Origin of the sequence: Corallibacter sp. (assembly GCF_048381695.1) — a bacterium.
GTDB lineage: Bacteria > Bacteroidota > Bacteroidia > Flavobacteriales > Flavobacteriaceae > Corallibacter > Corallibacter vietnamensis.
On the sequence record NZ_JBLXHI010000008.1, the window covers coordinates 40,031 to 66,591 of the forward strand.

The window sequence follows — 26,561 nt, forward strand, 5'->3', positions numbered from 1 at the left end:
TTGCTTTAATTGATTGACTAAACATATTCTTAAACACACAATAAGAGACTATGAGAAAAAACAAAAAGCCCAAACAATTAATGTTTGGGCTTTTACTATTTTATTAGTTTTTCAACTATTACTTCTCTTATCGTTTTAAAGTGAAGTGAGCTTGAAATTGTTTTCTACTATCATCAGATGGCTCTCTATATTCTATAGTAAACCAATAGTCACTAGATGGTAAAGGTTTTCCATTTAATGTTCCATCCCATCCTAATCCTGTAGGGTTTAACTGTTTTAAAAGTTTACCATATCTGTCAAAGATATATATTTTGGCATCAGGCTGATTATCAATTCCAGATATTTGCCATGTATCATTGTCTCCATCGTTATTTGGCGTGAAAAATAATGGGTAATCTAGAACAAATACTGTATCTTTAGAAATTCCACATCCATTAGCATCTCTTGCCATAATTAGGTGCTCTCCAAATCTAACATCAGTAAAAGTATATGAATTTGAACCATCACCTAACCACGGACCGTTATCTATACTAAACTCATAATCTCCTGTTCCTGTAACTGTAGCTACAATAACATTAGGATCAGAAAATGCCTGTGTTGACACTTCAGCCGATAAAACAGGTGGAGCACTTTCTACAGCTTCAGCCGTGAATATATTAGAACATCCTGTAGCCGAATTTGTAATCTCTACAGTGTAAAGACCTGCTAAATTTGGTGTATAACTTGAATCAATACTAACAATAACACCATTTTCATCTAACCATTCAAAAGTATAGTCTAAAGGATTTAATCCTGTATCTATTGTTGGTAAACCTATAACTTCTGTTCCATTTGTATCTACACAGATAATATAAGGATTATCAGGTATAAACTCTGGTAATGGATTTACTATTAAATCAAACGTTACAATTGTATAACAACCTGTTCCATCATCATTAGCATCATTTGGATCTCCTGTATCTGTTACTCTAACATAAATAGTTTGTATAGCACTTGTATTTATGTAGTTTCCTAGATTTGTAATTTCATTGTCTCCCAATTCTGCTTCTGTTAACGACTCGTGATATGTTACTGTTTCATCAAAATCATTTAACATTAATGCCTCATTTTGATCTAAAACGAATTCTTCCTGCATATCCCCAGGATTATTATCATCACAAGCTACTAAATCTGGTAACGCATCATTAGGTGTTGGTAACGTATTTACTACAAGTGTTACTGTTGTTAAAGCATAACAATTACTACCGCTTGTTGTTTCTGTTACTGTTGCAAAAATTGTTTGTGGGTTATGAGGTAATCCTCCTACAGATGTATTAGCATAAGCTGAATAATTAGGTATTGGATTATTTGGTATATCTGCCATTGTCTCATAATAGTCAACCACATATGATGCATTTCCTCCTGTTAAACCACTATTTCTAGTTGTTAAATCAAATATTGCATATCCATCATTATCATTACTATCATCACAAATTTCAAAAATTGCATCTTCTGCATCAACTGGAATTACAGGTAACGGATTAACAACTAAATTAAACTCTCCTACAGTAACACATTGTGTATTATTATTTTCAAGACGCACATATATTGTTGTATTTCCTGATTGGTAATTTGTAAGATCAGATCCTGTTATTGGGTTTGCTGCAGGCTCTGCTTCAGCGTCTGCCAAAGTTTCATGATATGTTAATGTAAAGTCACTAGGGCTTTGTGAACCTAAAATATCACCATTCATTGTAGTCAAATTAAATGATCCGATACCATCATCATCATCGTCACAAATTGCATAATCATCAATAGTTGATGGAACAATAGGTGTTGGATTGACAATTAAATTAACAGAAACTACTGTAGGACAGTTAGAATTTGTTCCATAATCTACTCTAACATAAACTGTTTGTCCTGCAACATTTGAAAGTGTGTCTCCTTGAGCATTCACACCATCAATTGCATTTTGATACGTTAAGTGGAAAGACACATTTAATGTCGGATCTACCGCTAAAATATCATCTCTTACTACTGATAAATCGAAAACACCTAAATTATCATTATCAGGATCACAATAATATAAATCAGCTGGTGCCGCTACTGTTGGTCCGTTTGTAACATTTAATGTTAATGTTGTAAAGTTAACACATCCTGTATTAACATCTTCTACTCTAACGTAAACAACTTCACCATCAGTACCAATATACGCGGTATCAGAAGGAGTTACTTGAGGCGTACCATTTTGAGCAGCCAAAGAACTCTCATAATATGTAACACTGTAGTTACCATTGCTTCCTGTTATTTCGTCATTCTTTACAGTTAAATCCATTTCAGTTACACCATCAATTGTAGTATCATCACAAACAACAAGTGGTGTTGGCACTACAACCGAAGGCAATGAATTTATAGTAACTATAAAGCTATTCTCATTTATACAATTAGGTGTAGTCCCTGATTCTGCGTACACATAAATTGTTTGTGTAGAAGTAATAGAATCTCCCGCATTTAACATAGTTCCAGTTCCGCCTGCTCCTGTATAATAAGCACCATTAATTAATGCAGGCAAAGTATAGGTCACACATTCTGTTACGTCAGCAGGTGCATCAGCTAAAGGCGTCGTGTTAATAGTAACTTCAAAACTATTTTCATCAGAACAGTTTGGTGTTGTTCCTGTTTCTGCATATACATAAATAGTTTGCGTTGTTGTTACAGAATCTCCTGCATTTAACATGGTCCCTGTTCCGCCTGAACCTGTATAATAGTTACCTACAGTCAATGCAGGCAAGACATAAGAATCACATGCAATTACATCTGTAGGCGCATCAGCTACCGGTGTGTTATTTATAGTTACCACAAAGCTATTTTCATCAAAACAATTTGGTGTTGTTCCTGTATCAGCATATACATAAATAGTTTGCGTTGTTGTTACAGAGTCTCCCGCATTTAACATGGTCCCTGTTCCGCCTGAACCTGTATAATAATCACCATTTCCTAAAGCTGGCAATGTGTAGCTATCACAAATCTCAACATCTACTGGCGCATCAACTACTGGTGTTGTATTTACAGTAACTGTAAAACTATGTTCTGCTGTACAGTTTGGTGTTGTTCCTGTTTCTGCATAAATATATATTGTTTGTGTCGTTAAAATTGTATCTCCTGCATTTAACACAGCTCCTGTTCCGCCTGCGGCATCATAATATGTTCCTGCTGTTAAGGCTGGTAATGTGTAACTATCACATATTGTTTCATCTGATGGTGTATCTACTACTGGCGTATCATTAATGGTTACAACAAAACTGTTCTCGTCAAAACAATTAGGTGTTGTTCCAGTTTCTCCATACACATAAATAGTCTGTGTTGTCGTAATATCGTCTCCAGCTGCCAATAATGTTCCTGTTCCGCCGGCTCCTGTGTAATAATCACCACTTGTTAAGGCTGGTAAGGTATAAGTGTCACACATTGTAACATCTCCTGGAGCGTCTACTGTTGGTGTATTATTTACTGTTACTGTTACCGTATTTGTTGCTGTGTCATTAGGTGCTGTTAAACCACTATCTGTCAAAGTAACTTCATACGTTGTTGTTACTGCCGGTGGTGGCGATAAAACCAATGTTGATGCTGTTCCTAAAACAGTTGCATCACCTTGCTCTGTCCAACTATAACTATACGCACCTACAGCAGTGCCTGGACTTGGAGTAGCTGTTAATGTGACATCGGCACCTGCATCATTACAAATTGAAGGCATATCAGCAACTGCTGTTACTGATAGTGTACATGAATCTATAGTTACAATAAAGCTATGCTCATCAACACAATTAGGTGTTGTTCCTGATTCTGCATATACATAAATAGTTTGTGTTGTTGTAATAACATCTCCAGCGTTTAGCATGGTTCCAGTTCCGCCTGAACCTGTATAATAATCACCTTCCGTTAAAGCAGGTAAAGTATAATCGTTACATGCAGTTACATCAGAAGGCGTATCAACATTTGGTTGTGTAAACACTTGTACTGTTTCAGAAATTGCTAAAGGCCCTCCACAAACAGAGTTCAAGTTATCTACTGATTCTAAATTAACTGTTTGATCTGATGTAGCACCTGTAATAGTAATAATATGCTCTCCTGTAGCGTCAAGTGTTACTGTTTGAGTAGCACCTCCATTAACGTTATATTCTACCACGTCATTTTCAGAACCTGTAATTGTGAATATAGCGTCACCACTACCACAAACATCTGGACTATCTGAAAGTGTTACTACTGGTGTTGGCGGTACTACAACCGTAATTGGTCTGTAAGCGACTCTTTCTACTCCTGTTAATGCATCGGTATAAGTTACTTGTGCAATATAGGTTGTTGTTTCGCTAGGTGTTACTACCAAAGCATTTGGATCAGTTCCTAATACTGTTCCAGTGTCATCCAACCACTCAAAAGACGTAATTGGCGCACCCCCATTTGGATAAAACTGCCACGCTTCAGGGCCTGTTGGTGAGACATCCCAAACACCTGTATTTCTTCCTGGAGGCGATACGCCATCTGTACCAGCATCATTTTGAATACCAATAGCCGCACGGCCTCCAGCCCAACCTGGACATATAGGTTTTTGAAAAATGTATGTTTCTATAATATTAGTCGTTTCATAAAACATAATCATTTGATTTGTTTTCAAACTATTACAAGCCGCACTATATTGCGCTACATTGAAAAAACTAAACACAAATACTCTAAATGGTGCTTCACCTTTTACACTATAAGTAATATTGTAATCAACTCCTAACGTACCCGAAGCACTAGGGTCTGTATCATGAATTGCCCCAAAAATATTCCCATCCATTAAGGCTGCGTCTGTATTGTTTGGTATTAATGCTCCAGCTGCAGGTGTCCAATAATGAGCACCTACTGCATCTGATAAATTAAAACCTACTGCACCATTTGTTGATAAAGCACATTGTGTGTAGTCATTATTATAAAATTCAAAATCAAAGGCAAAATTAATAGGCGTACTCCAAACATCATCAGCGGTTAAGGCAGTTCCTGTTGCTGTTTCACCAAATGAGAATGGTGGATTAAACGGTATAGAACGCACATCATAACCTGTAGAGTGTCCTACTTCTGTATAATCTGCTGAAAGCGTTAATGGTGGTATGGTTCCTGTACTTAAATCTACACAAGGTGCTGTTGTAATACACACATTACCACCACACGAAATAGAGCCACTATCTACAGAAATACTCATCTCTGCAGAACCAGAACCTGAACTAGAGGTTGTAGGAAAAACTCGTATTTCAACTTCTGCTGTATCACAATTTGTTGGGTTTGCATTTTCACAAATTTCATAAGTAATATAATAAATACCTTGAGGTGTATTTGCTGCAATATTTACAAAACCCAAAGGATTAAGCGTTGTAAATCCGCTAGAATCAGGAATAGTTTCTGTTATTGTAAAGTTACTATAAGTTCCAAAATTAATAGCTGTACCATTAAAATAATCGTTTAAAAAAACACGATCACCACTTGATGTGGCTGCATTTGGGTTATCTGCTCTTCCAATAACTACATCATCAATGGCGATGAGTTGAGCAAAAGAAAAATTAACAAACAAAATAATGCACAGCGTAATTATCTTTTTCATAGGGATGAATTTATGTGTAAATGTTTTTGTTTAACTAAACAATTAGTATGAGCTAAACAAGGGTTAATCATTAAAAATAATGGGGGAAATTAAGAAATTTTTAGCAAAACTTAAGTTAAAATTAACACGAAATTAATTCTGTGTTAATAAAAGTCCTATAAACAGGGATTTTCTTATCTTTGCAAACTATTTTTAACATGACATTTTAAAATAAATGAAGATCGACAATTCTTTAGAAAATATTGAAAATAACGATCCTATTGGAGACAACCACATAGGCACTAGTCAGGATACGCCTTTACGTAAAGATGCTTTTGATTTATCTAATCAAGAAAAAATAGAAAGCATTAAAAAAGATGTTACTAATATTATGAACACTTTAGGTTTAGACTTAACAGACGATAGTTTAAAAGGCACTCCTAATAGAGTTGCTAAAATGTTTGTAAATGAAATCTTTGGAGGTTTACACCCAGATAAAAAACCTAAAGCATCAACTTTTGATAATAAATACCAATATGGTGAAATGCTTGTAGAAAAAAATATTACGGTATATTCTACTTGCGAACACCATTTACTACCTATTGTAGGACGTGCTCACGTTGCTTATATATCTAATGGTAGTGTTGTAGGTTTATCAAAAATGAATCGTATTGTAGATTATTACGCAAAACGCCCTCAAGTGCAAGAACGCTTAACTATTCAGATTGTAAAAGAACTACAAGATGTTTTAGGAACAGAAGACGTTGCTTGTGTTATAGATGCAAAACATTTATGCGTAAATTCTCGCGGTATTAGAGATATTGAAAGCAGCACAGTAACATCTGAATTTGGTGGCAAATTCAAAGAAAAAGAAACTCGTAGAGAGTTTTTAGACTACATAAAATTAGACACACAATTTTAGTAAATTTTAAGATTTTATAGCCTAACCATGCAATTATTCAACAATCAAGAGATAAAAATATATAACTCCTTAACTGGAGAAAAAGAACTTTTTACACCTATTAATGACGGCTATGTTGGCATGTATGTATGCGGCCCAACAGTTTACAGCAATGTGCATTTAGGTAATGTAAGAACTTTTATGTCTTTTGATATGGTTTTTAGATACCTTAAACATCTAGGCTATAAAGTGCGTTATGTAAGAAACATTACTGATGCTGGACATCTTGAAAATGATGCTGACGTTGGTGAAGACCGTATTGCTAAAAAAGCACGTCTAGAAGAAATAGAACCTATGGAAGTTGTGCAACGCTACACTGTAGATTTTCACAACATCTTAAACACTTTCAATTTCTTACCACCTAGTATAGAGCCAACAGCAACTGGACATATTATAGAACAAATTGAACTTATTAAAACCATTATTGACAACGGATTTGCTTACGAAGTAAATGGTTCTGTTTATTTTGATGTTCATAAATACAATGAAAGCAACGAATATGGTATTTTGAGTCGTAGAAAACTTGAAGATTTAATTCACAACACACGTGAACTTGACGGACAAAGCGACAAAAAAAATCCTCAAGATTTTGCTCTTTGGAAAAAAGCCGAACCTACGCACATTATGCGTTGGCCATCTCCTTGGAGCGATGGATTTCCTGGTTGGCATTTAGAATGTACTGCAATGAGTACAAAATATTTGGGAGAACAATTTGATATTCACGGTGGCGGAATGGATTTAAAATTCCCGCATCACGAATGCGAAATTGCTCAAAACCAAGCATCAAAAGGAAAATCACCTGTTAATTACTGGATGCACGCCAATATGCTTATCATGAATGGTAAGAAAATGGCCAAATCTACTGGAAACTTCATTTTACCAACAGAGATTTTCACAGGAGACAACCCGCATATCACCAAGGCTTTTTCTCCAAGTGTTGCTAGATTTTTTATGCTACAAGCCCATTACAGAAGTATTTTAGACTTCACAAACGATGGTTTATTAGCTAGTGAAAAAGGATTCTACAGATTAATGGATGCAATAAATTCATTAGACGACATAAAAACTTCAGCGAGTTCTAATATAGACATTGATGCATGGAAGCAAAAATGCTATGATGCAATGAATGATGATTTTAATTCACCTATTCTAATTGCTAATTTATTTGAAGCTGTTAAATACATCAACCAACTAAAAGAAGCAAAAGCAAACATCTCTGAAAGTGATTTAGAAACACTGAAAGCTACAATACAAACATTTGTATTTGACATTTTAGGCCTTGTTAATGTTTCTAAATCTGAAACAGGTACAGACAAGCTTTCTAGTGCTGTTGAGCTATTAATTCAACTACGTCAAGAAGCTAGATTGAACAAAGACTTTGCTACATCAGATAAAATTAGAGATGATTTAGCTGAAGCTGGGATTCAATTAAACGACGGTAAAGACGGAACTACTTTTACGACAAACTAGTCATGAAAAAAATAATAATAGCACCTTTTTTGTTTTTAATAAAAATATATCAAGTTGCTATTTCTCCTCTTACACCAGCTACTTGCAGGTTCCAGCCTACTTGTTCTCATTACACTAAAGAAGCTTTAGAAAAACATGGTTTTTTCAAAGGCGGTAAATTAGCTTTAAAACGAATTTTTAGCTGCCATCCTTGGGGCGGTTCTGGCTATGACCCAGTTCCTGAAAAATTAGATAAAAAATAACATTTCCTTACCTAGCATTCCTTTTCTGTCCGTTTTCATTTGTCTATATTTACACTTATAAATACAAAAACATATGTTGTTATTACAATTTGACTGGAATCCTGTTTCTGGTATTGATATTATTGGAAATTTCAAACTTCATTTTTATAGCGTTATGTGGATTATAGCCTTTTTATTAGGTTGGTACATAATGAAATGGATTTTTAAAAGAGAAAAAGTAAATCAAGATTATTTAGATCCATTGTTTTTGTATACGGTTATAGCAACGCTTTTAGGTGCTCGTTTAGGACATGTTATCTTTTATCAATCAGAGTTAATTACTCAAGATTTCTTTAGCATCTTTTTACCTTTTAGGTTTAAACCTGAATTTGAATTTACAGGATTTCAAGGTTTAGCCAGTCATGGTGCTGCCATAGGAATCATCATAGGTATGTATTTATACCGAAGAAAATACAAGTATAAATCACTTATGTGGATTTTAGACCGTGTTGTAATTACAGTAGCTTCAGGCGCTATTTTTATTAGACTAGGAAATTTTATAAACTCTGAAATAATAGGAAAAGTAACTAATTCGCCATTAGGTGTCCGTTTTATTCAAGAAGAATACACAAAGAGAGAAGCTATGCAACTTACAGGATTACAAACTCCTAAAGAAGCTTATAATGCCATAGCAAATAATCCGCAGTTTCAAAACTTATTAGACGCTGTACCTTACAGACATCCTGCTCAACTTTACGAATCATTTGCCTATGTATTTGTCTTTTTGATACTATGGTATATTTATACCAAAACAACAAAAAGCGAGCAAACCGGCTTTCTTTTTGGTTTGTTTTTAGTGTTATTATGGACCATACGTTTCTTTGTTGAGTTTGTAAAAGAGGCTCAAGTTGATGAACGCGCAACATGGTTTTTAAATACCGGACAATGGTTAAGCATTCCTTTTATAATACTAGGCTTGTATTTTATGCTTGCTTACAAACCTAAAAATACTGTAAAATAATATGATTTCTAAAAAAATTGGTGTTTTATTATTATCAGCATCTACTCTAACAGCCTCTATTGTATCTTGTAAGGAAGAAAAAAAAGAAATTAAACAAACTATAGCTACTTTTAAGAAAGAGGGAGAATTAACCTTATTAAAAAAGCAAACAGACTCTATTATAAAGCAATTAGATATTGAAATTGCTGACTCTGACTACGAACGACAAACAGGCATGATGAATAGAAACTCTATGCAGGACAACCGCGGAATGCTATTTGTTTTTCCTGATATGCGCCCTCGTTCTTTTTATATGAAAAACACAAAAATTCCTTTAGATATTATTTATCTTGATGACAAGTATACTATTGTGAGTTTTAAAGAAAATGCAAAACCTTTAGATGAAAGCTCTTTACCATCTCAAGCTGCTGCTAAATATGTACTAGAAGTTAATGGTGGTTTAGCGCGCCAATGGCAACTTGAAGTTGGCGACTACATGCAATTTACAAGAACAAAAGAATAGGCCTTTTTAAAGCTATTATGATGCTTAAACTACATTCCGTTTAAAGTGTTATACACATTATAAAAATCACTCAATAAAAAATCCCTTTCAAATATTTGAAAGGGATTTTTTTATGTATTGTATGTTATAAGAGAATTAAGCTTGAGCTTCTTCCTCTTCTTCTTTAGCTTTATTTTTTAAAGCGTCTTTTGCATCACCTTTTTTAACAGTGTCATACATAATAGGAGTCGCTATAAATAACGATGAATAAGTACCTATTATAACACCTACAATTAAAGCAAACATGAAGCCTCTAATAGAATCTCCACCAAAAATGAAGATAGCTAGTAACACAACTAATGTTGTTAAAGACGTATTTAATGTTCTACTTAATGTACTACTTAAAGATGTATTTATAACCTTATCAAAATCCCAACCAGTGTGCTCATTGAAGAATTCACGAATTCTATCAAACACAACCACGGTATCATTTAATGAGTAACCAATAACGGTTAATATCGCAGCAATAAACGCTTGATCAATCTCCATTGTAAAAGGCATAAACTTGTATGTTAATGAGAATACTCCTAACACGATTACAACATCATGGAAAACTGCCGCAACAGCTCCAAGAGAGAATTGCCATCTTTTAAAACGTGATAAGATATAAAGGAATACAACTATAAGTGATCCTAAAATTGCCCAGAAAGATTCTTTTTTAATATCATCAGCAATTGTTGGACTTACCTTGTAATATTTCATTAAACCTACTTGTTTACCTTCATCATTAGCTATAAAATCTTCGTAGCTAATGTTTAATTGTGGCTGTAAACTGTTGAATAATGTTTGTCTAATTTCTTCATCTACTTCAGCGCTAGTTTCATCAACTTTAAATTTTGTAGTAATTTTAAGTTCTCGGTTTGTGTTACCAATTAACTTGGCATCAGCGCTACCAAACACATCAGATAGTGTTGCTGTTACTTCAGATGCGTTTACATCTTCAGAGAAACGCACTTGGTATGTTCTACCTCCAACAAAATCTACACCTTCATCTAATCCGTTAGTAAATAATGATCCTAAACTTAAAACAATAAGTACAGCAGAGAATATGTAAGCTGTTTTTCTTTTCTTTAAGAAATTAATATTAATACCTCTGAATAGGTTTTTAGTAATTCCTGTAGAGAATGTTAATTGTCCTCCTCTATTTACGTACCAATCTACAATTAATCTAGTGATAAAGATTGCTGTAAATAATGATGTAGCAATACCAATTAATAACGTAGTCGCAAAACCTTTAATTGGACCTGTTCCAAAAATGAATAAGATTAATGCTGTTAAACCTGTAGTAATGTTTGCATCAAGAATTGATGATAACGCATTACTGAAACCATCTTGAATAGCTTCTTTTTGAGATTTCCCTTTATCTAGTTCCTCTCTAATTCTTTCAAATATAAGTACGTTTGCATCAACCGACATACCTATAGTAAGAACAATACCTGCAATACCAGGAAGTGTTAATACCGCTCCTAATCCTGATAACACACCAAAGATTAATAATATGTTTAATAACATTGCGATATCAGCAAATAAACCTGCTTTACCGTAATAAAAAACCATCCATAAAAGTACAAGTGCTAGTGCTATTATAAATGACATTTGACCACTTTGAATAGCTTCATGACCTAATGATGGTCCTATCACGTCACTTTGAATAATATCTGCAGATGCAGGTAATTTACCAGCTCTTAATACGTTTGCTAAATCTGTAGCTTCATTAAGTGTAAAACTTCCAGAAATTTGAGAGTTTCCACCAGAGATTGCTCCAGTAGTTACTCCAGGTGCTGAATAAACAACATTATCAAGTACGATAGCTATCTCACTTCCTTCTGCAAAAGCTTTACCAGTCATTTCTTCCCAGATTTTAGCTCCTTTTCCATTCATTTGCATGGTTACCATAGGTTTTCCTGTTGGGCCATACTCTTGCCTAGCATCTGTAATTACAGCACCGCTTAATGGTGGAATATTATCTCTGTTACCTTCTAATGCATAAAGGTCAACTATCTCACTGTTTTTCTCTGGCTTACCAAAAACAAACTTTACGTTACGTTGTTCTGCTGGTAATAATGCACGCACTTGAGGCATGTTTAGGTAGTCAAGCACTGTTTGCTTATCTGCAGAAGCAAATCTAGCTATAATAGGTCCGCCTTGGTAACCTAATCCTTGTATCAATTTAGCTAAAGGATTATTTTGAGCTACATCAGTAGAATCTGGATCATCACCTAATAAGTCAGCAATTTTATCTTCTTCAGCATCTTGAGGAGCTTCAGCTACTTCTTGTGTTTTATCCTCTTCTGTAACAACAATCTCTTTTAGCAATTCGTTTGCTTGATTAATAAAGTTATAGAATTGTTCACCTTTGTAAGCATACCAGAATTCTAATTGAGCAGTACTTTGTAATAATTTTGTAGCACGCTCTGCATCTTTAACTCCTGGTAATTCTACTAAAATACGTCCTGAAGATCCTAAACGCTGAATGTTTGGAGATGTTACACCAAACTCATCAATACGTTTACGTAATACCTCAAATGCAGAAACAATAGATTCGTCTATTTTTCTAGCTATGATAGGCTTCACCTCATCATCAGACATATCAAATGTTATCTCATCACTTAAAGCTCTGTTTGCAAAAATCTCTGGAGAAGCTAATTTTGTATCTCCTTTAATTTTATCAAAAGCAACAAAGAAATCTTCTAAATATGTATTCTGACTATTTTTTTGTAATTCAGACGCGTCGTCTAATGCTTTGTTAAACACTGGATTTTTACTGTAAGCTGCAAGACCTTTTAATATGTCTTTTACAGAAACTTGCAAAATAACATTTACACCACCTTTAAGGTCAAGACCTAGATTCATGGCGTTTTCTTTAACTTCGTTATAAGTATATTTAGCAACACCAATATTGTAAACTGTATCGTTAGAAATTGATTCTAAATATTCACTTTCGGCAGCGCTTCTTTTTTCTATGTAATTTTCATCAGTTGTAGAAACTTTACTTATAGCAACTTCTTTTGCCTCATCTTCAATTTGATTTGCCTTAAACGTAAATGATAGTTGATAAATACTTACCAAACCAAACAAAATTGCAAATAGTTTTACTAATCCTTTATTTTGCATTATGTGTTAAATTAATTAGTTTATTTGTTCATATTTTTAAAAACGAGCAAATATATATTTTCTATACTGATTTAGCAAAAGGTTTTGGTAGTTTCTAAAAGATATGCAACAAAAAAACAGCTCAATAGAGCTGTTTTTTTGATTTATAATGGTATTGTATTTTAATTACCTCCCATTCCGGCTTGAGCCTCTGTATAACCTTCTGGTGGTGTCATGTCAAATTTATCATCAGCAACTGATTCTTTTTTTATTTCAGTCACTTCATAAGTCATTGTCATGTCCATTCCCATTTGAGTCATATCCATTTTCATGTAAAGAGGAAATCCTTTTATTTTATCACCAAAACTAGCAGTTTGTTGAGATACTGCTGTTAACTTATCTGTTACAAAAAATTCAATTTTTGCTTTATTACCATCTTTTTCTGTTTCAATAAAATACTGCTTACAGTCATACCCTAAAACTTTTTTAGTTTCGGTTCCTTCTGTAACTGTTGTTCCTTCTAAATCTTCTTCTGATGGCTCAATGTTTTGTTTCATGTACATTTTTCCTGCCATAGGATTGTCCATTAACATCAACATCTCTTTTTTATCATTATCAATGATAACGGTTTGTTTTCCAGACATTGGATTATCAGATTCTGAACGCGACATCTGATTTTTAAAGTATGTTGTAGACATGATATCACCAATCATTGCAAATTGAGCTTTCATTTGCTCATTTTCGCTAGATAGTGTCATTTTTGAAGTCACAACACCTTCTGTTAGTTTTTCTTGAGAAAAAACAGACGAACTGATGGCTAAAACTAATAATAAGAATATTTTTTTCATTGTGATTGTTTTAAGGTTAATAAGTAAGTTATTATAGTTCTAATAACCCATTTGTTTTCATAACACCTTCAGCACTTGTGTGTAAGTGTTCTTTTTCTGCATCAGTTAGTTCTATTTCTACAACTTTCTCGATACCTTTTCTACCTAAAATTACTGGAGCGCCAATACATAAATCGTTTAAGCCATATTCTCCTTGTAATAATGCTGAACATGGGAACATTTTTTTCTGATCACAAGCAATAGCTTGAACCAATCCGCTTACAGCAGCTCCTGGCGCATACCAAGCTGATGTTCCTAATAATTTTGTTAATGTAGCTCCACCTACTTTAGTATCTTCTTTTACTTGATTTAATCTATCATCTGATAAAAATTTAGATACAGGAACTGAATTACGAGTTGCTAAGCGTGTTAAAGGCACCATACCTACATCACTATGACCACCAATAACCATACCATCTACATCGCTTATAGGCGCTTCTAAAGCTTCTGCCAACCTGTATTTGAAACGTGCAGAATCTAATGCTCCACCCATACCAATTATTCTATGCTTAGGTAACCCTGTTGTTTTGTGAACTAAATACGTCATTGTATCCATTGGGTTACTAACTACAATTATAATTGTGTTAGGAGAGTTTTCTATAAGACTAGCTGATACTGTTTTTACAATACCTGCATTGATACCTATTAATTCCTCACGAGTCATTCCTGGTTTACGAGGAATACCTGATGTAATTACACAGATATCACTGTTTGCTGTTTTAGTATAATCGTTAGTTACTCCTGTTATTTTAGTGTCAAAACCATTTAATGAAGCTGTTTGCATTAAATCCATTGCTTTACCTTCAGCAAAACCTTCTTTAATGTCTAATAAAACGACTTCTGAAGCAAAATTTTTAATTGCTATATACTCTGCACAACTTGCACCTACTGCTCCTGCTCCAACTACTGTTACTTTCATATTTTTTTATTGTTTATTTGTATTTAATGTGTTGATTTTTAAGATTACGAAATTACAAATTATTTATCATGTAATTAAAAAAGCGAAAGGTTAATCTTTCGCTTTTTTGTTTGTTTTACACATCAATATTTGCGTATATGGCATTTTTTTCAATAAATTCTCTACGAGGAGGCACTTCGTCTCCCATAAGCATTGAGAAAATACGATCTGCTTCACCACCGTTATCAATATTTACTTGACGAAGTGTTCTAAACTCTGGGTTCATTGTAGTATCCCATAATTGTTCAGCATTCATCTCTCCAAGACCCTTATAACGTTGTACACTTACACTACCTCCAAACTCTTCAGCAATTGCATCACGTTCCTTATCTGACCAAGCATAACGTTTCTTTTGTCCTTTTTTAACTAAATATAAAGGAGGAGTTGCTATGTATATATGACCGTTTTCTATTAGTTCTTTCATGTACCTAAAGAAGAATGTCAAAATAAGTGTAGCAATGTGACTACCATCAATATCGGCATCACACATAATAACTACTTTGTGATAACGTAATTTAGATAAGTTTAATGCTTTACTATCTTCTTCTGTACCAATAGTTACACCAAGTGCTGTGAAAATATTTTTAATTTCTTCGTTTTCAAACACTTTATGTGTCATTGCTTTTTCAACATTCAATATCTTACCACGTAGTGGAAGAATAGCTTGAAAGGCTCTATCACGACCTTGTTTTGCAGTTCCACCTGCCGAATCTCCCTCTACTAGGAATACTTCGCATTTTTCTGGATCTTGCTCTGAACAGTCACTTAATTTACCTGGCAAGCCACCAATACTCATGACTGTTTTACGCTGTACCATTTCACGCGCTTTTTGAGCTGCATGACGTGCTTGCGCTGCAAGTATTACTTTTTGAACAATTGTCTTTGCTTCATCAGGATGCTCTTCTAGGTAGTCTGCAAGCATTTCAGAAACTGCCTGACTTACAGAAGCAGATACTTCTCTGTTTCCTAACTTCGTTTTAGTTTGTCCTTCAAATTGAGGCTCGGCAACTTTTACTGATACGATAGCTGTTAATCCTTCACGGAAATCATCTCCTGCAATATCAAATTTTAGCTTATCTAACATTCCCGACTCGTCAGCATACTTTTTTAAGGTATGCGTCAAACCACGACGGAAACCTGAAAGATGGGTTCCACCTTCGTGTGTATTAATGTTGTTTACATAAGAATGTAAGTTTTCTGCATATGACGTGTTGTAAACCATAGCAACCTCAACAGGAACGCCGTTCTTTTCTCCTTCAAAAGAAATAACATCGTTCATTAATGGCTCTCTGTTACCGTCTAAAAACTTTACAAATTCTGAAAGTCCTTCTTCTGAATGGAATGTTTCTCCTTCAAAACTTCCGTCTTCTTTTGTGTGACGTTTGTCTACTAAATGTACTGTAATACCTTTATTAAGATATGCTAATTCACGCATTCTACTAGCTAAAGTATCGTAATTATACTCTAACGTTTGTTGAAATATTTGTGGGTCTGGTTTAAAAGTTACAATGGTTCCTGTTTTGTCTGTATCACCAACAGTTTTTACAGGGTATAAGGTTTTACCTCTTTCGTATTCTTGCTCCCATATTTTACCTTCTCTATATACCGTAGCTTTTAAGTGTTCTGACAGTGCGTTAACACAACTTACACCAACACCATGTAATCCACCTGATACTTTATAAGAATCTTTATCAAACTTCCCTCCAGCTCCAATTTTAGTCATTACAACTTCTAGCGCTGAAACACCTTCTTTTTTATGAAGACCAACAGGAATACCACGACCGTCATCTTCTGTGGTTATAGAGTTGTCTTCATTTATGGTTACGGTAATATTATCACAATGTCCTGCTAAAGCCTCATCAATAGAGTTATCAACTACTTCATAAACCAAATGATGCAAACCTCTTACACCTACGTCTCCAATATACATTGATGGACGCATGCGAACATGCTCCATTCCTTCTAATGCTTGTATACTATCAGCACCATATTGTTTTTTATTTTCTTCGCTCATAAATTTTTAATGTTATTTAATAAAATTAAGCATAAAAAAATGACGCATATGCATCATTTTTGAGATACTAACAAAGATAATAAATTATTAAGCCTTTTAAAAGTATTTTAACGAGTTAACGAAGAAATTATCAACATTTGTTAATTTCTAAAAAAGTTTCTTAAAACGCCTAAAAAGCATCTTAAAGTTGATTTTGACTAATTTTAACATCTTTAAAAAAGTACAAAAAACACAAAATCTCGCACAAGCGAGATTTTGAAGTATGAATTATTATAAAATTAGACTTTTTTAATACGCATCAGTATGTACTTTTGCAACTGCTCTTCCACTTGGGTCATTCATGTTTTTAAATGCTTCATCCCACTCCAAAGCAATTTTTGTACTGCATGCTACACTAGGTTCTTGTGGTACACTTAATGCTGCTGCGTCACTTGGAAAATGCTCTTCAAAAATAGAACGATAATAAAACTCTTCTTTATTTTGAGGTGTTTGTATCGGGAACCTAAAATGCGCATTTTTCATTTGCTCATCGGTTACTTCTTCATTCACTACTTCTTTCAAAGTGTCAATCCAACTGTAACCAACACCATCACTAAACTGTTCTTTTTGTCTCCAAGCTACACTTTCTGGCAGCATGTCTTCAAAAGCTTTTCTTACTACCCATTTTTCCATACGCTCTGGTGTTATCATTTTATCTTGCGGGTTGATACTCATTGCCACATCCATGAATTCTTTATCTAAAAACGGCACACGACCTTCAATTCCCCAAGCTGCTAAACTCTTGTTTGCTCTTAAGCAATCATACATATGCAGTTTACTCAATTTACGAACCGTTTCTTCATGAAACTCTTTGGCATTTGGTGCTTTATGAAAGTATAGATAACCACCAAATAATTCGTCAGCACCTTCACCAGACAACACCATTTTTATTCCCATAGACTTAATAACTCTTGCCATTAAATACATTGGCGTACTCGCGCGAATAGTTGTAATATCATAGGTTTCTAGCTGATAAATCACATCTCTCACAGCATCTAATCCTTCTTGAATGGTAAATTTTATTTCGTGGTGAACAGTTCCAATATGGTCTGCCACTTTTTGTGCTGCAGCCAAATCTGGTGATCCTTCAAGTCCTACTGAAAAGCTATGCAATTGTGGCCACCAAGCATCTGAAGTATCATCACTTTCAATACGTTTTTGAGCATATTTTTTTGCAATTGCTGAAGTCACCGAAGAATCTAATCCTCCTGAAAGCAAAACACCATAAGGTACATCACTCATTAACTGTCTGTGAACAGCTGCTTCAAGCGCTTCTTTTATTTTTGCAATGCTTGTCTCGTTGTCTTTTACTGTATCATAATCAGTCCACTCACGTTTATGCCATTGCACAAACTCACCATCTTTACTAGACATATAATGACCTGGAGGAAATAGCTCAATTTTTGTGCAAACACCTTCAAGTGCTTTCAGCTCTGATGCCACATAAAAGGTTCCGTTTTGATCCCATCCAATATATAATGGAATGATTCCCATGTGGTCTCTAGCTACAAAATATTCGTCTTTTTCAACATCATAAATCGCAAAACCAAAAATACCATTAAGCTCATCAACAAAATCAGTTCCTTTTTCTTGATACAACGCCAAAATAACTTCACAATCACTTTCAGTTTGAAACTTATAATCAGGAAATTGTTTACGTAGCTCCCTGTGGTTATATATTTCACCATTAGCCGCTAAAACAAACCTCTTATCCTCCGAAAACAAAGGTTGCTTTCCTGAAGCAGGATCAACAATCGCTAACCGCTCATGCGCCATAATCGCTTTATCGTTATCAAAAATTCCGCTCCAGTCTGGACCACGATGACGGATTCTTTTTGACATTTCTAATATTTGAGGTCTTAAATCTTCAGCTTTTTGTTTTAAATCAAACGCACATACAATTCCACACATAATATATTTAGTTTTTTAAATTCTAATTTATGACACAAATATCACTTCACAATATTAAATTAAAAACAATAAATTAATTTTGATTACAAATTAAAACTTAAAAACAAACAAAAAGTATAAAATAGAACCTAACATTGTAAAATTTCTTATTTATCTTTACAATATGAAATTTATAAAACTTACCTACTTGCTGTTTGCCTTTTCTATGTATGGACAAACATGGCAAACCACCAATATCCCTGACAATACTGGAGGCCAACGATTTGATGATGTCTTTTTTTTAACCGAAACCACTGGATGGGCAGCTAACGGCTACTATGCAGCTGTTTACAAAACCATTGATGGCGGACAAACATGGACTGAACAATTAAACCAAAGTGATTTAGGAGGCAATTACTACTTTAGAAACATTGAATTCTTGAATGCTAATATCGGTTTTCTTGGAACCTTAAACGGCAAGATTTTTAGTACAGATAATGGTGGAACTACTTGGACGGAAATCACAAACATTTCTCCAAACCCTGCTGCTATTTGCGGATTTAGCGCCGTAGGAAATTCAACCATTTATGGTTGTGGCGCTTATTTTACACCTGCCTATGTTATAAAATCTACTGATAGCGGATTATCTTGGGATTACATTGATATGTCTGCATACGCCGATGCACTTGTTGAAATAAAATTCATTACAGAAAACATAGGATTTGCTGCTGGCAATAACAGCTCTGGCGCTACTATCTTAAAAACTATTGATGGCGGACAAAACTGGACAGAAATATACAACTCTAATATAGCTGGTGAGTATGTATGGAAACTTCAAGTGCTTGACAGCAATACCGATGTTTTATTTGGCGCTATAGAATCTGTAGCCCCAAACCCTGGCAAACTAATAAAAACAACAAATGGAGGCATTAGCTGGTCAAGTAATAACGCTCCAGAAACATCAATACAAGCTGTTGGATTTATTAATGAAAATACCGGCTGGATGGGCGGTCACACAACTGGATTTCACCAAACCAATGATGGCGGACAAACTTGGACAAACCTGAACACAGGCTCTAACCTAAATAGAATTTTTGTTATAAACTCTAGTTTAGCTTATGCTTCAGGCACATCCATTTACAAATTTACAGATGAAACTTTAAGCATTAAAAACTCGGTAAACAGTCCTTCAAAATCACTAAATATTCAATTGAAAAACAATCCTGTAAAAAATAATTTAGCATTTAGCATTTACTATCCAACTAGCGACAATATTCTTATTGAACTTTATGATAGTAAAGGACGCTTTGTAAAAAAACTTTGCAGAGAACGCATTCTAAAAAATGATATAACAAAAGCATATTCTTTTGCTGTAGACGAGTTAAATTCTGGTGTTTACTTTGTTAATTTTCATAATAATTTTCAACGTAAATCGTTAAAATTTGTAAAGCAATAATCCTGTTTTATTAAATTCTACTATATTTAAAATCAAATAAAAATTTATGAAGAAAATATCTTACCTATTAACACTGACAACAATTTGCATTTTATTTTTCACCACAAATAGTTTTGCTCAAGATTTTAAAAAACTTGATGTTAGCCCTATGGATGCAGCAGCATACCCTAGCAGTCATAACGAATTTTACAAACTTGTAAAAGTAACTTACAGCAGACCTCAACTTCGAGGCAGAACCATAGAATCTCTAACTCCTAATGGAAAAGTTTGGAGAACAGGTGCTAATGAGGCTTCAGAAATTACTTTCTTTTCTCATGTCTTATTTGGCGACAAAAAAGTTAAGGCCGGAACCTATTCTTTATTTACAATTCCTGGAGAAAAAGAGTGGACAATCATTTTAAACTATGACACAGATATGTGGGGCGCTTATTCATACGATGAAGCCAATGATGTTGCTAGAGTAAAAGTTCCTGTTACCGAAGGAAAAGAATCTCTAGAAGCTTTCTCTATCGCTTTTGACGAAAATGCTACAATGTATTTAGCTTGGGATACTTTGCGTATTGCTGTTCCTATAAAAAAACAATAGTTAATCAACTATTCTAAACACAAAAAAGCCTTGATTTCTCAAGGCTTTTTTTTATGGTATATTTAAATATTTATGTGTTTGTAATGAAACTTTCCATTTAGGGTGCTTCATAACATAATCTACAATTTCTGGCACTACCTTATCTCGCTTACTCCATTCTGGTTGCAAATACAAGATACAGTCTTTATTAACCTTTGATGCTTGCTCTTCTGCAAAGCGAAAATCATCTTTATTGTAAACAATTACTTTTAACTCGTTAGCGTTATCATAAACTTCTTGCGTTGGAAGTTTTAATTTTTTTGGAGACAAACAAATCCAATCCCAAGTACCTGAAAGTTTGTAAGCTCCTGAAGTTTCTATATGAACCTGAAGTCCTTTATCTTTTAATTGTTTTGTCAGTAATGTCATATCCCAAGTTAATGGCTCTCCACCTGTAATAACTATAGTATCACTATATTTAGCGGCATTATCAACAATCTTTGATATCTCTGTTGGCGGATGAATATCTGCATTCCAACTTTCTTTTACATCGCACCAATGACAACCTACATCACAACCTCCAACTCTTATAAAATAAGCAGCTGTTCCTTTATGATAGCCTTCTCCTTGAATGGTGTAAAACTCCTCCATCAAAGGCAACATTTCACCTTTATCAACTAACGATTGAATATCTTTCTTCATAGCCTGCAAAGATAAACAATAGTTAAGTGATTATTAAATGTTTTGGACTTGTATTTTTTATATGTATTTTCGCACATAACAACAATAGCACATCACTTTTTAATCTCCCTACTATGAAAAAGTTAATAGCCTTATTGATGTTGTTTGTCGTTTATAATAATTACAGTCAGGTTGGAATTGGAACTACCAACCCTGACGATGGTTCGTCTTTACAAATTGATAGCACTACTGGAGCTTTTATTCCTCCAAGAATGACAAACAACCAAATGCTAAACATACCAACTCCACTTGAAGGAGCTATGGTTTACAACACAACAACAAAATCTCATTGTGTTTTTCAGAACAATCGTTGGACTAACTTAAAAAACAACACTTTAATAATTAACAAAAGCTACAACAACGGAAACACTGCTTTAAGCACACCAGACAACACCTATGTTGATTTCCCCATAGGGATTAACGATGTTATTGTAACAAATACAAACATATTTAATGTCACAGGCAACGGAGCAATAACTATAAACCAAACTGGAAATTATCTTTTTAGTGCATCATTATCAACCAGTAATATGCCTAGCGGAAATAAAAAGTATATTTTAGCTCTTACAATAAACAATCAGCTTGTAGGCTACTTAAGCAGAGGATTTTCTAGCTCGCCTAATCAAGATTATTGGGGTACAAGCGGCAATATTATGTATCCTGTAAATGCTGGTGACAATATAAAGCTAGAATACGTTTTAAATAATGCTAACACACCATTGAGCGCAAAGTTCATAAACATTGGCATTACACAACTCAATTAAAGTTTTCTGTTGAAAAAGGACATTTTTTTCTTCTTTTTATTTGCAGTATTTTTACTAAAATTATCAACCAATGAATAAAGAAGCGTCCTTTTTTAAACATATTACTGAAGGCAATACCAATAAAGGCGAGTACATCACACTAGGTGCTGCTATGCTTGGTGGCAAAACAGTAAAAGAGGCTTTTGTAAACGTCCCTCTAAAAACCATGAATCGTCATGGCTTGATAGCCGGAGCAACAGGAACAGGAAAAACCAAAACACTACAAGTATTAGCTGAAAACTTAAGCGAAAAAGGAGTTCCTGTATTATTAATGGACATAAAAGGTGATTTAAGTGGCTTAGCACAACCTAGTCCTGGCCATGTTAAAATTGATGAGCGTCACGAACAAATAGGTCTCCCTTTTAACCCAAAGTCTTTTCCCGTTGAAGTTATGTCATTATCAGAACAAGATGGTGTAAGGTTAAGAGCTACAATAAGTGAGTTTGGGCCTGTTTTAATATCTAGAATATTAGATGTTACAGAAACTCAAGCCGGTATTATTGCTGTTATTTTTAAATATTGTGATGATAATAAGCTACCGCTTTTAGACTTAAAAGATTTCAAGAAAATTCTTCAATATGCTACAGACGAAGGTAAAACGGAGTTCCAAGAAGCCTATGGACGTATATCAACAGCTTCAACAGGTGCCATATTGCGTAAAATTATAGAACTAGAACAACAAGGCGGCGACCTATTTTTTGGAGAAAAGTCATTTGACACAGAAGATTTACTTCGTGTAGACGAAAATGGAAAAGGGTACATCAACATCATAAGACTAACAGATATTCAAGATAAACCTAAATTATTCTCAACTTTTATGTTGAGTTTGCTAGCAGAAATCTATTCTACTTTTCCAGAACAAGGTGACTCTGGACGACCAGAGTTAATTATGTTTATTGATGAAGCTCACTTAATTTTTAACGAAGCTTCAAAAGCGCTTTTAAATCAAATAGAGAGCATTGTTAAACTCATCAGAAGCAAAGGTGTTGGCTTGTATTTTGTTACTCAAAACCCTACCGATGTTCCTGAAGCCGTTTTAAGTCAACTAGGCCTGAAAGTTCAACATGCCTTACGAGCTTTTACTGCAAAAGACAGAAAAGCCATAAAACTAACAGCTCAAAACTATCCTGACACTGAATATTACGATACTGCTGATGTTTTAACATCTTTAGGAACTGGAGAAGCATTAGTATCTGCGCTTAATGAAAAAGGAAGACCAACTCCTTTAGCTGCTACTATGATGCGAGCTCCTATGAGTCGTATGGATATTTTAACTGACACCGAATTACGTAATTTATTAGCAAACTCTAAACTTGTAAAAAAATACAATGAAACAATAGACAGAGAAAGTGCTTATGAATTGCTTAATAAAAAAATTGAGTTAGCCGATGCTGAAGAAGCCAGAGAAAAAGCTCGAGAAGAAAAGGAAGCTATAAAAAAAGCTGCTTCAAGAAAATCATCAAGAAAAAGCACCAGACAAAATCCAATTGTTAAAGTATTGACAAGTCCTACTGTTATTAGAAGCGTTTTAGGTATACTTACAAAAATGTTAAAATAACAAAACCATTAATTTTTTAGATTAAACACTTATGAACAAAACCCTATTAAGTCTTTTTATAATAGCAATAGCAGCGGTAAGTTGCAAAAAAGAACAAGACCCTTTTCAAATAAGCAAACAACATATAGGCTTACTTACCGATTCAACTCAAGTAAAAGACCTTAAAGCCATATACAGTAACGACTCTATTGTACGCCAAACAAATCAAGGCGCCTTTATGAGAGCCAACTACGATATAGAAATATATGACAAAACAGGTAACGAGCTACTTGTATTGAGTCCTAAAAGAATGCTAGATTCTCTTTCTACTATAGAAACGGTAAAAATATTAGACTCAAGATTTAAAACTGAAAAAGGTATTTCAACAGCTAGTACTTTTGCTGACATTAAAAACAACTATAAAATATCAAGCATACAAAACACTCTAAAAAACGTGGTAGTTTTTGTAAACGAAATCAATGCGTTTTTTACTATTGATAAAGAAGAGCTTCCAGCTGAATTACGATTTGACATCAATGCTAAAATAGAAGCTATTCAAATCCCTGACAAAGCGAAAATAAAATACTTTATGATAGGCTGGTAAACATATGAACCCTTTTTTTTCTAAAATACTTGTTGATATAGCGCGCAAAAAACTGAAAGCTGCGGCTCCAAATGCTCCTATATCAAAAAAACAACTTGTTCCACTTGTAAGAAACTTACAAATTGAAGCAACTCATGCTATAAAGGAATACTTCTTAATTTTTATTGGAGTTATTTCTGCTGGTTTTGGACTAAAAGGATTTTTATTACCTAACAGATTTATTGATGGTGGTGCTACTGGTATTTCATTACTATTAGAAAACATTACCTCTATCCAATTAAGCTTTCTTTTAATTTTAGTCAACCTTCCTTTTTTAATATTAGGAGCTAAAACATTTAGCGTAAAATTTGCTCTAAAAAGCATCGTTGCTATAGCCTTTTTAGGCTTTGTTGTACATTATGTAGACTATCCAACTATCACAAATGATAAATTATTAATAGCAGTTTTTGGCGGTTTCTTTTTAGGATTAGGAATAGGCATGTCTATGAGAGGCGGAAGTGTTATTGATGGCACTGAAGTTCTAGCCATTTATTTAAGTCGAAAATTTTCACTTACTGTTGGCGATGTACTTCTCCTTATAAATATTATCATTTTTTCTTTTGGCGCTTATATACTATCAATAGAAACAGCGCTTTATGCTATACTAACCTATTTAGCTGCTGCTAAAACTGTAGATTTTGTAGTTGACGGCGTTGAAGAATATGTAGGCGTAACTATTATATCAAAAGAACACGAAGCTTTACGAGTTATGATTACTGAAAAACTACGTAGAGCTTGTACTATATATGCCGGAAAAGGCGGATACGGCGAACACAAAACAGCCTATGACAAAGATATTATTTACACCATTGTTACCCGTTTAGAACTAGCAAAACTCCATACAGAAATTGATAAAATAGACAACAAAGCATTCATTGTTATGGGGCTTGTTAAAGATCTTAAAGGAGGCATGATAAAACGTAAACCGCTAGAGAAAAAATGAAAAAATATAAAATTCAAGACAATCCATTTATTGTTCCTACAACAGACGGAAAAACCATTAAAGAGCATTTTGGATTAGCAAGCGATGGCAATTCTGAAATAAGTATTGCTCACATGATAGCGCCTCCAGATTGGAGCGAACCTTTTCAAACCCCAGAATTTGACGAGTATACATTTATAATAAAAGGCAAAAAACAGTTTATTATAGAAAATGAAACTATTGTTCTTGAAGCTGGTCAATCTATAAAAATAAACAAAAACACTCGGGTTCAATACTCAAACCCGTTTACAGAACCATGTGTTTACTTGGCCATTTGCCTGCCTGCTTTTTCAATAGATTCTGTAAACAGAGAATAAATACCATGATCATACATAAACTTATTGGATTAAGCATTAACACATTAAGTTTGGTTTCCCCAAAACTATCAGCTCGTATTGCTTTATTTTTATTTACAAAACCTATGCGAGGCAAAGTATCTGAAAAACAAGCCGATTTTTTAGACACAGCCTTTAAAGACGAATTAACATATAACAACTCATCTATAATGACATATAGATGGCTAGGAAACAAACCTACTATCTTACTTGTTCATGGCTGGGAAAGCAACTCTGCTAGATGGAAAGACTTAATACTAAATTTAAAAAAAGTCGGACATAATGTTGTTGCATTAGATGCTCCTGCTCATGGGTATTCTGGTGGAGATAGATTTAATGCCTTGCTGTATTCAGAATTTATAAACGTGGTTGCCAAGCGCTATAATCCTGAAATCATAATTGGTCATTCGGTAGGCGGCATGTCTTCAGTTTTTTACCAACATAAATATCAAAATAGCAGCATTAAAAAATTAATTCTATTAGGAGCGCCATCAGAGTTTAAAGATGTCTTAAAGCGATACACTAACATGCTAGGCTATAACAAACGAACTATTAACTCAATAAACTCAACAATAGTAAAACGTTTTGGAGCTAGCCCTGAAAAATTCTCTACAGCATCATCTATAAAAAAAATTACGCAACAAGGCCTCATTATACATGATGAAGATGACAAAATCATTCCTTATGATGATGCCCTTCTTATAAAAAGGCATTTCAAAAACAGCACCTTAATTACAACCAAAGGTTTAGGTCACTCTTTAAAAGGCGACGTTGTAGCAAATCATATTTATAGCTTTTTAGCCAGCTAAAGTTA

The 26,561-nt window shown here is 34.1% G+C and carries 20 protein-coding genes; 13 read left to right on the forward strand and 7 right to left on the reverse strand.

What is annotated here, in order from left to right:
* Positions 1-127: 127 nt before the first annotated feature.
* Positions 128-5,611 (reverse strand): T9SS type B sorting domain-containing protein, encoded by a 5,484-nt coding sequence (locus ACN5J3_RS11075; RefSeq protein ID WP_418511790.1) that lies wholly within the window; start codon positions 5,609-5,611, stop codon positions 128-130.
* Positions 5,612-5,825: 214 nt separating this feature from the next.
* Here ACN5J3_RS11075 and folE point away from each other — a divergent pair, with 214 nt between their 5' ends.
* The 5 genes from folE (at position 5,826) to ACN5J3_RS11100 (ending at position 9,765) form a co-directional block, all read left to right on the forward strand.
* Positions 5,826-6,512, forward strand: a complete 687-nt coding sequence (folE, locus tag ACN5J3_RS11080; protein WP_417289819.1) for a GTP cyclohydrolase I FolE — start codon at positions 5,826-5,828, stop codon at positions 6,510-6,512.
* A gap of 27 nt (positions 6,513-6,539) precedes the next feature.
* Positions 6,540-8,021, forward strand: coding sequence for a cysteine--tRNA ligase (gene cysS, locus ACN5J3_RS11085; RefSeq protein WP_418511791.1), 1,482 nt, complete (start codon positions 6,540-6,542; stop codon positions 8,019-8,021).
* 2 nt (positions 8,022-8,023) lie between these two features.
* Positions 8,024-8,263: a membrane protein insertion efficiency factor YidD gene (gene yidD / locus ACN5J3_RS11090; protein WP_417289821.1), complete on the forward strand. Its 240-nt coding sequence runs from the start codon at positions 8,024-8,026 to the stop codon at positions 8,261-8,263.
* A gap of 73 nt (positions 8,264-8,336) precedes the next feature.
* The gene (gene lgt, locus ACN5J3_RS11095; protein WP_344728480.1) at positions 8,337-9,263 is read left to right on the forward strand and encodes a prolipoprotein diacylglyceryl transferase; all 927 of its coding nucleotides are present in this window, start codon (positions 8,337-8,339) and stop codon (positions 9,261-9,263) included.
* A 1-nt stretch (position 9,264) separates the two neighbouring features.
* Positions 9,265-9,765 (forward strand): DUF192 domain-containing protein, encoded by a 501-nt coding sequence (locus ACN5J3_RS11100; protein ID WP_418511792.1) that lies wholly within the window; start codon positions 9,265-9,267, stop codon positions 9,763-9,765.
* A 135-nt stretch (positions 9,766-9,900) separates the two neighbouring features.
* On the opposite strand, the gene secDF is transcribed toward ACN5J3_RS11100, so the two are convergent.
* From secDF to asnB, 5 genes are all read right to left on the reverse strand, one after another.
* Complete coding sequence (gene secDF, locus ACN5J3_RS11105; protein WP_418511793.1) at positions 9,901-12,918, reverse strand: protein translocase subunit SecDF; 3,018 nt, start codon at positions 12,916-12,918, stop codon at positions 9,901-9,903.
* A 161-nt stretch (positions 12,919-13,079) separates the two neighbouring features.
* Positions 13,080-13,745, reverse strand: a complete 666-nt coding sequence (locus ACN5J3_RS11110) for a hypothetical protein (RefSeq protein WP_418511794.1) — start codon at positions 13,743-13,745, stop codon at positions 13,080-13,082.
* Positions 13,746-13,776: 31 nt separating this feature from the next.
* The gene (gene mdh, locus ACN5J3_RS11115; RefSeq protein ID WP_344728472.1) at positions 13,777-14,703 is read right to left on the reverse strand and encodes a malate dehydrogenase; all 927 of its coding nucleotides are present in this window, start codon (positions 14,701-14,703) and stop codon (positions 13,777-13,779) included.
* A 115-nt stretch (positions 14,704-14,818) separates the two neighbouring features.
* Positions 14,819-16,756, reverse strand: coding sequence for a DNA topoisomerase (ATP-hydrolyzing) subunit B (gene gyrB, locus ACN5J3_RS11120; RefSeq protein ID WP_418511795.1), 1,938 nt, complete (start codon positions 16,754-16,756; stop codon positions 14,819-14,821).
* Between the two features lie 288 nt (positions 16,757-17,044).
* A complete protein-coding gene (gene asnB, locus ACN5J3_RS11125) occupies positions 17,045-18,706 on the reverse strand; it encodes an asparagine synthase B (protein ID WP_417289826.1) in 1,662 nt (553 codons plus the stop codon).
* Positions 18,707-18,869: 163 nt separating this feature from the next.
* Here asnB and ACN5J3_RS11130 point away from each other — a divergent pair, with 163 nt between their 5' ends.
* Together ACN5J3_RS11130 and ACN5J3_RS11135 are read left to right on the forward strand one after the other, a co-directional pair.
* Positions 18,870-20,141, forward strand: coding sequence for a YCF48-related protein (locus ACN5J3_RS11130; RefSeq protein ID WP_417289827.1), 1,272 nt, complete (start codon positions 18,870-18,872; stop codon positions 20,139-20,141).
* 46 nt (positions 20,142-20,187) lie between these two features.
* Positions 20,188-20,727: a DUF2911 domain-containing protein gene (locus ACN5J3_RS11135; RefSeq protein ID WP_417289828.1), complete on the forward strand. Its 540-nt coding sequence runs from the start codon at positions 20,188-20,190 to the stop codon at positions 20,725-20,727.
* 51 nt (positions 20,728-20,778) lie between these two features.
* Here ACN5J3_RS11135 and ACN5J3_RS11140 read toward each other — a convergent pair whose 3' ends face one another.
* Positions 20,779-21,408, reverse strand: coding sequence for a 7-carboxy-7-deazaguanine synthase QueE (locus ACN5J3_RS11140; RefSeq protein ID WP_417289829.1), 630 nt, complete (start codon positions 21,406-21,408; stop codon positions 20,779-20,781).
* A gap of 113 nt (positions 21,409-21,521) precedes the next feature.
* Here ACN5J3_RS11140 and ACN5J3_RS11145 point away from each other — a divergent pair, with 113 nt between their 5' ends.
* The 6 genes from ACN5J3_RS11145 to ACN5J3_RS11170 all read left to right on the forward strand — a co-directional run bounded on the left by ACN5J3_RS11145 (position 21,522) and on the right by ACN5J3_RS11170 (position 26,556).
* Positions 21,522-22,211: a hypothetical protein gene (locus ACN5J3_RS11145; protein WP_418511796.1), complete on the forward strand. Its 690-nt coding sequence runs from the start codon at positions 21,522-21,524 to the stop codon at positions 22,209-22,211.
* Between the two features lie 70 nt (positions 22,212-22,281).
* Entirely contained in the window at positions 22,282-23,808 is a 1,527-nt protein-coding gene (locus ACN5J3_RS11150) for a helicase HerA-like domain-containing protein (RefSeq protein WP_418511797.1), read from the forward strand.
* Positions 23,809-23,839: 31 nt separating this feature from the next.
* Positions 23,840-24,391 carry a hypothetical protein gene (locus ACN5J3_RS11155; protein ID WP_418509301.1) on the forward strand — a complete coding sequence of 184 codons (552 nt, stop codon included), beginning with the start codon at positions 23,840-23,842 and terminating at the stop codon, positions 24,389-24,391.
* Between the two features lie 4 nt (positions 24,392-24,395).
* A complete protein-coding gene (locus ACN5J3_RS11160; protein WP_418511798.1) occupies positions 24,396-25,373 on the forward strand; it encodes a YitT family protein in 978 nt (325 codons plus the stop codon).
* Positions 25,370-25,729, forward strand: coding sequence for a cupin domain-containing protein (locus ACN5J3_RS11165; protein ID WP_417289835.1), 360 nt, complete (start codon positions 25,370-25,372; stop codon positions 25,727-25,729). Before ACN5J3_RS11160 ends, ACN5J3_RS11165 begins: the two co-directional genes overlap by 4 nt.
* Positions 25,730-25,734: 5 nt before the next feature.
* The gene (locus ACN5J3_RS11170; protein ID WP_418511799.1) at positions 25,735-26,556 is read left to right on the forward strand and encodes an alpha/beta fold hydrolase; all 822 of its coding nucleotides are present in this window, start codon (positions 25,735-25,737) and stop codon (positions 26,554-26,556) included.
* Positions 26,557-26,561: the final 5 nt, after the last annotated feature.

What these genes read in the sequence shown, in the direction of transcription:
- ACN5J3_RS11075 (WP_418511790.1), bottom strand. Translation starts at nt 5,611, where the DNA reads ATGAAAAAGATAATTACGCTGTGCATTATTTTGTTTGTTAATTTTTCT.
- folE (WP_417289819.1), top strand. Translation starts at nt 5,826, where the DNA reads ATGAAGATCGACAATTCTTTAGAAAATATTGAAAATAACGATCCTATT.
- cysS (WP_418511791.1), top strand. Translation starts at nt 6,540, where the DNA reads ATGCAATTATTCAACAATCAAGAGATAAAAATATATAACTCCTTAACT.
- yidD (WP_417289821.1), top strand. Translation starts at nt 8,024, where the DNA reads ATGAAAAAAATAATAATAGCACCTTTTTTGTTTTTAATAAAAATATAT.
- lgt (WP_344728480.1), top strand. Translation starts at nt 8,337, where the DNA reads ATGTTGTTATTACAATTTGACTGGAATCCTGTTTCTGGTATTGATATT.
- ACN5J3_RS11100 (WP_418511792.1), top strand. Translation starts at nt 9,265, where the DNA reads ATGATTTCTAAAAAAATTGGTGTTTTATTATTATCAGCATCTACTCTA.
- secDF (WP_418511793.1), bottom strand. Translation starts at nt 12,918, where the DNA reads ATGCAAAATAAAGGATTAGTAAAACTATTTGCAATTTTGTTTGGTTTG.
- ACN5J3_RS11110 (WP_418511794.1), bottom strand. Translation starts at nt 13,745, where the DNA reads ATGAAAAAAATATTCTTATTATTAGTTTTAGCCATCAGTTCGTCTGTT.
- mdh (WP_344728472.1), bottom strand. Translation starts at nt 14,703, where the DNA reads ATGAAAGTAACAGTAGTTGGAGCAGGAGCAGTAGGTGCAAGTTGTGCA.
- gyrB (WP_418511795.1), bottom strand. Translation starts at nt 16,756, where the DNA reads ATGAGCGAAGAAAATAAAAAACAATATGGTGCTGATAGTATACAAGCA.
- asnB (WP_417289826.1), bottom strand. Translation starts at nt 18,706, where the DNA reads ATGTGTGGAATTGTATGTGCGTTTGATTTAAAACAAAAAGCTGAAGAT.
- ACN5J3_RS11130 (WP_417289827.1), top strand. Translation starts at nt 18,870, where the DNA reads ATGAAATTTATAAAACTTACCTACTTGCTGTTTGCCTTTTCTATGTAT.
- ACN5J3_RS11135 (WP_417289828.1), top strand. Translation starts at nt 20,188, where the DNA reads ATGAAGAAAATATCTTACCTATTAACACTGACAACAATTTGCATTTTA.
- ACN5J3_RS11140 (WP_417289829.1), bottom strand. Translation starts at nt 21,408, where the DNA reads ATGAAGAAAGATATTCAATCGTTAGTTGATAAAGGTGAAATGTTGCCT.
- ACN5J3_RS11145 (WP_418511796.1), top strand. Translation starts at nt 21,522, where the DNA reads ATGAAAAAGTTAATAGCCTTATTGATGTTGTTTGTCGTTTATAATAAT.
- ACN5J3_RS11150 (WP_418511797.1), top strand. Translation starts at nt 22,282, where the DNA reads ATGAATAAAGAAGCGTCCTTTTTTAAACATATTACTGAAGGCAATACC.
- ACN5J3_RS11155 (WP_418509301.1), top strand. Translation starts at nt 23,840, where the DNA reads ATGAACAAAACCCTATTAAGTCTTTTTATAATAGCAATAGCAGCGGTA.
- ACN5J3_RS11160 (WP_418511798.1), top strand. Translation starts at nt 24,396, where the DNA reads ATGAACCCTTTTTTTTCTAAAATACTTGTTGATATAGCGCGCAAAAAA.
- ACN5J3_RS11165 (WP_417289835.1), top strand. Translation starts at nt 25,370, where the DNA reads ATGAAAAAATATAAAATTCAAGACAATCCATTTATTGTTCCTACAACA.
- ACN5J3_RS11170 (WP_418511799.1), top strand. Translation starts at nt 25,735, where the DNA reads ATGATCATACATAAACTTATTGGATTAAGCATTAACACATTAAGTTTG.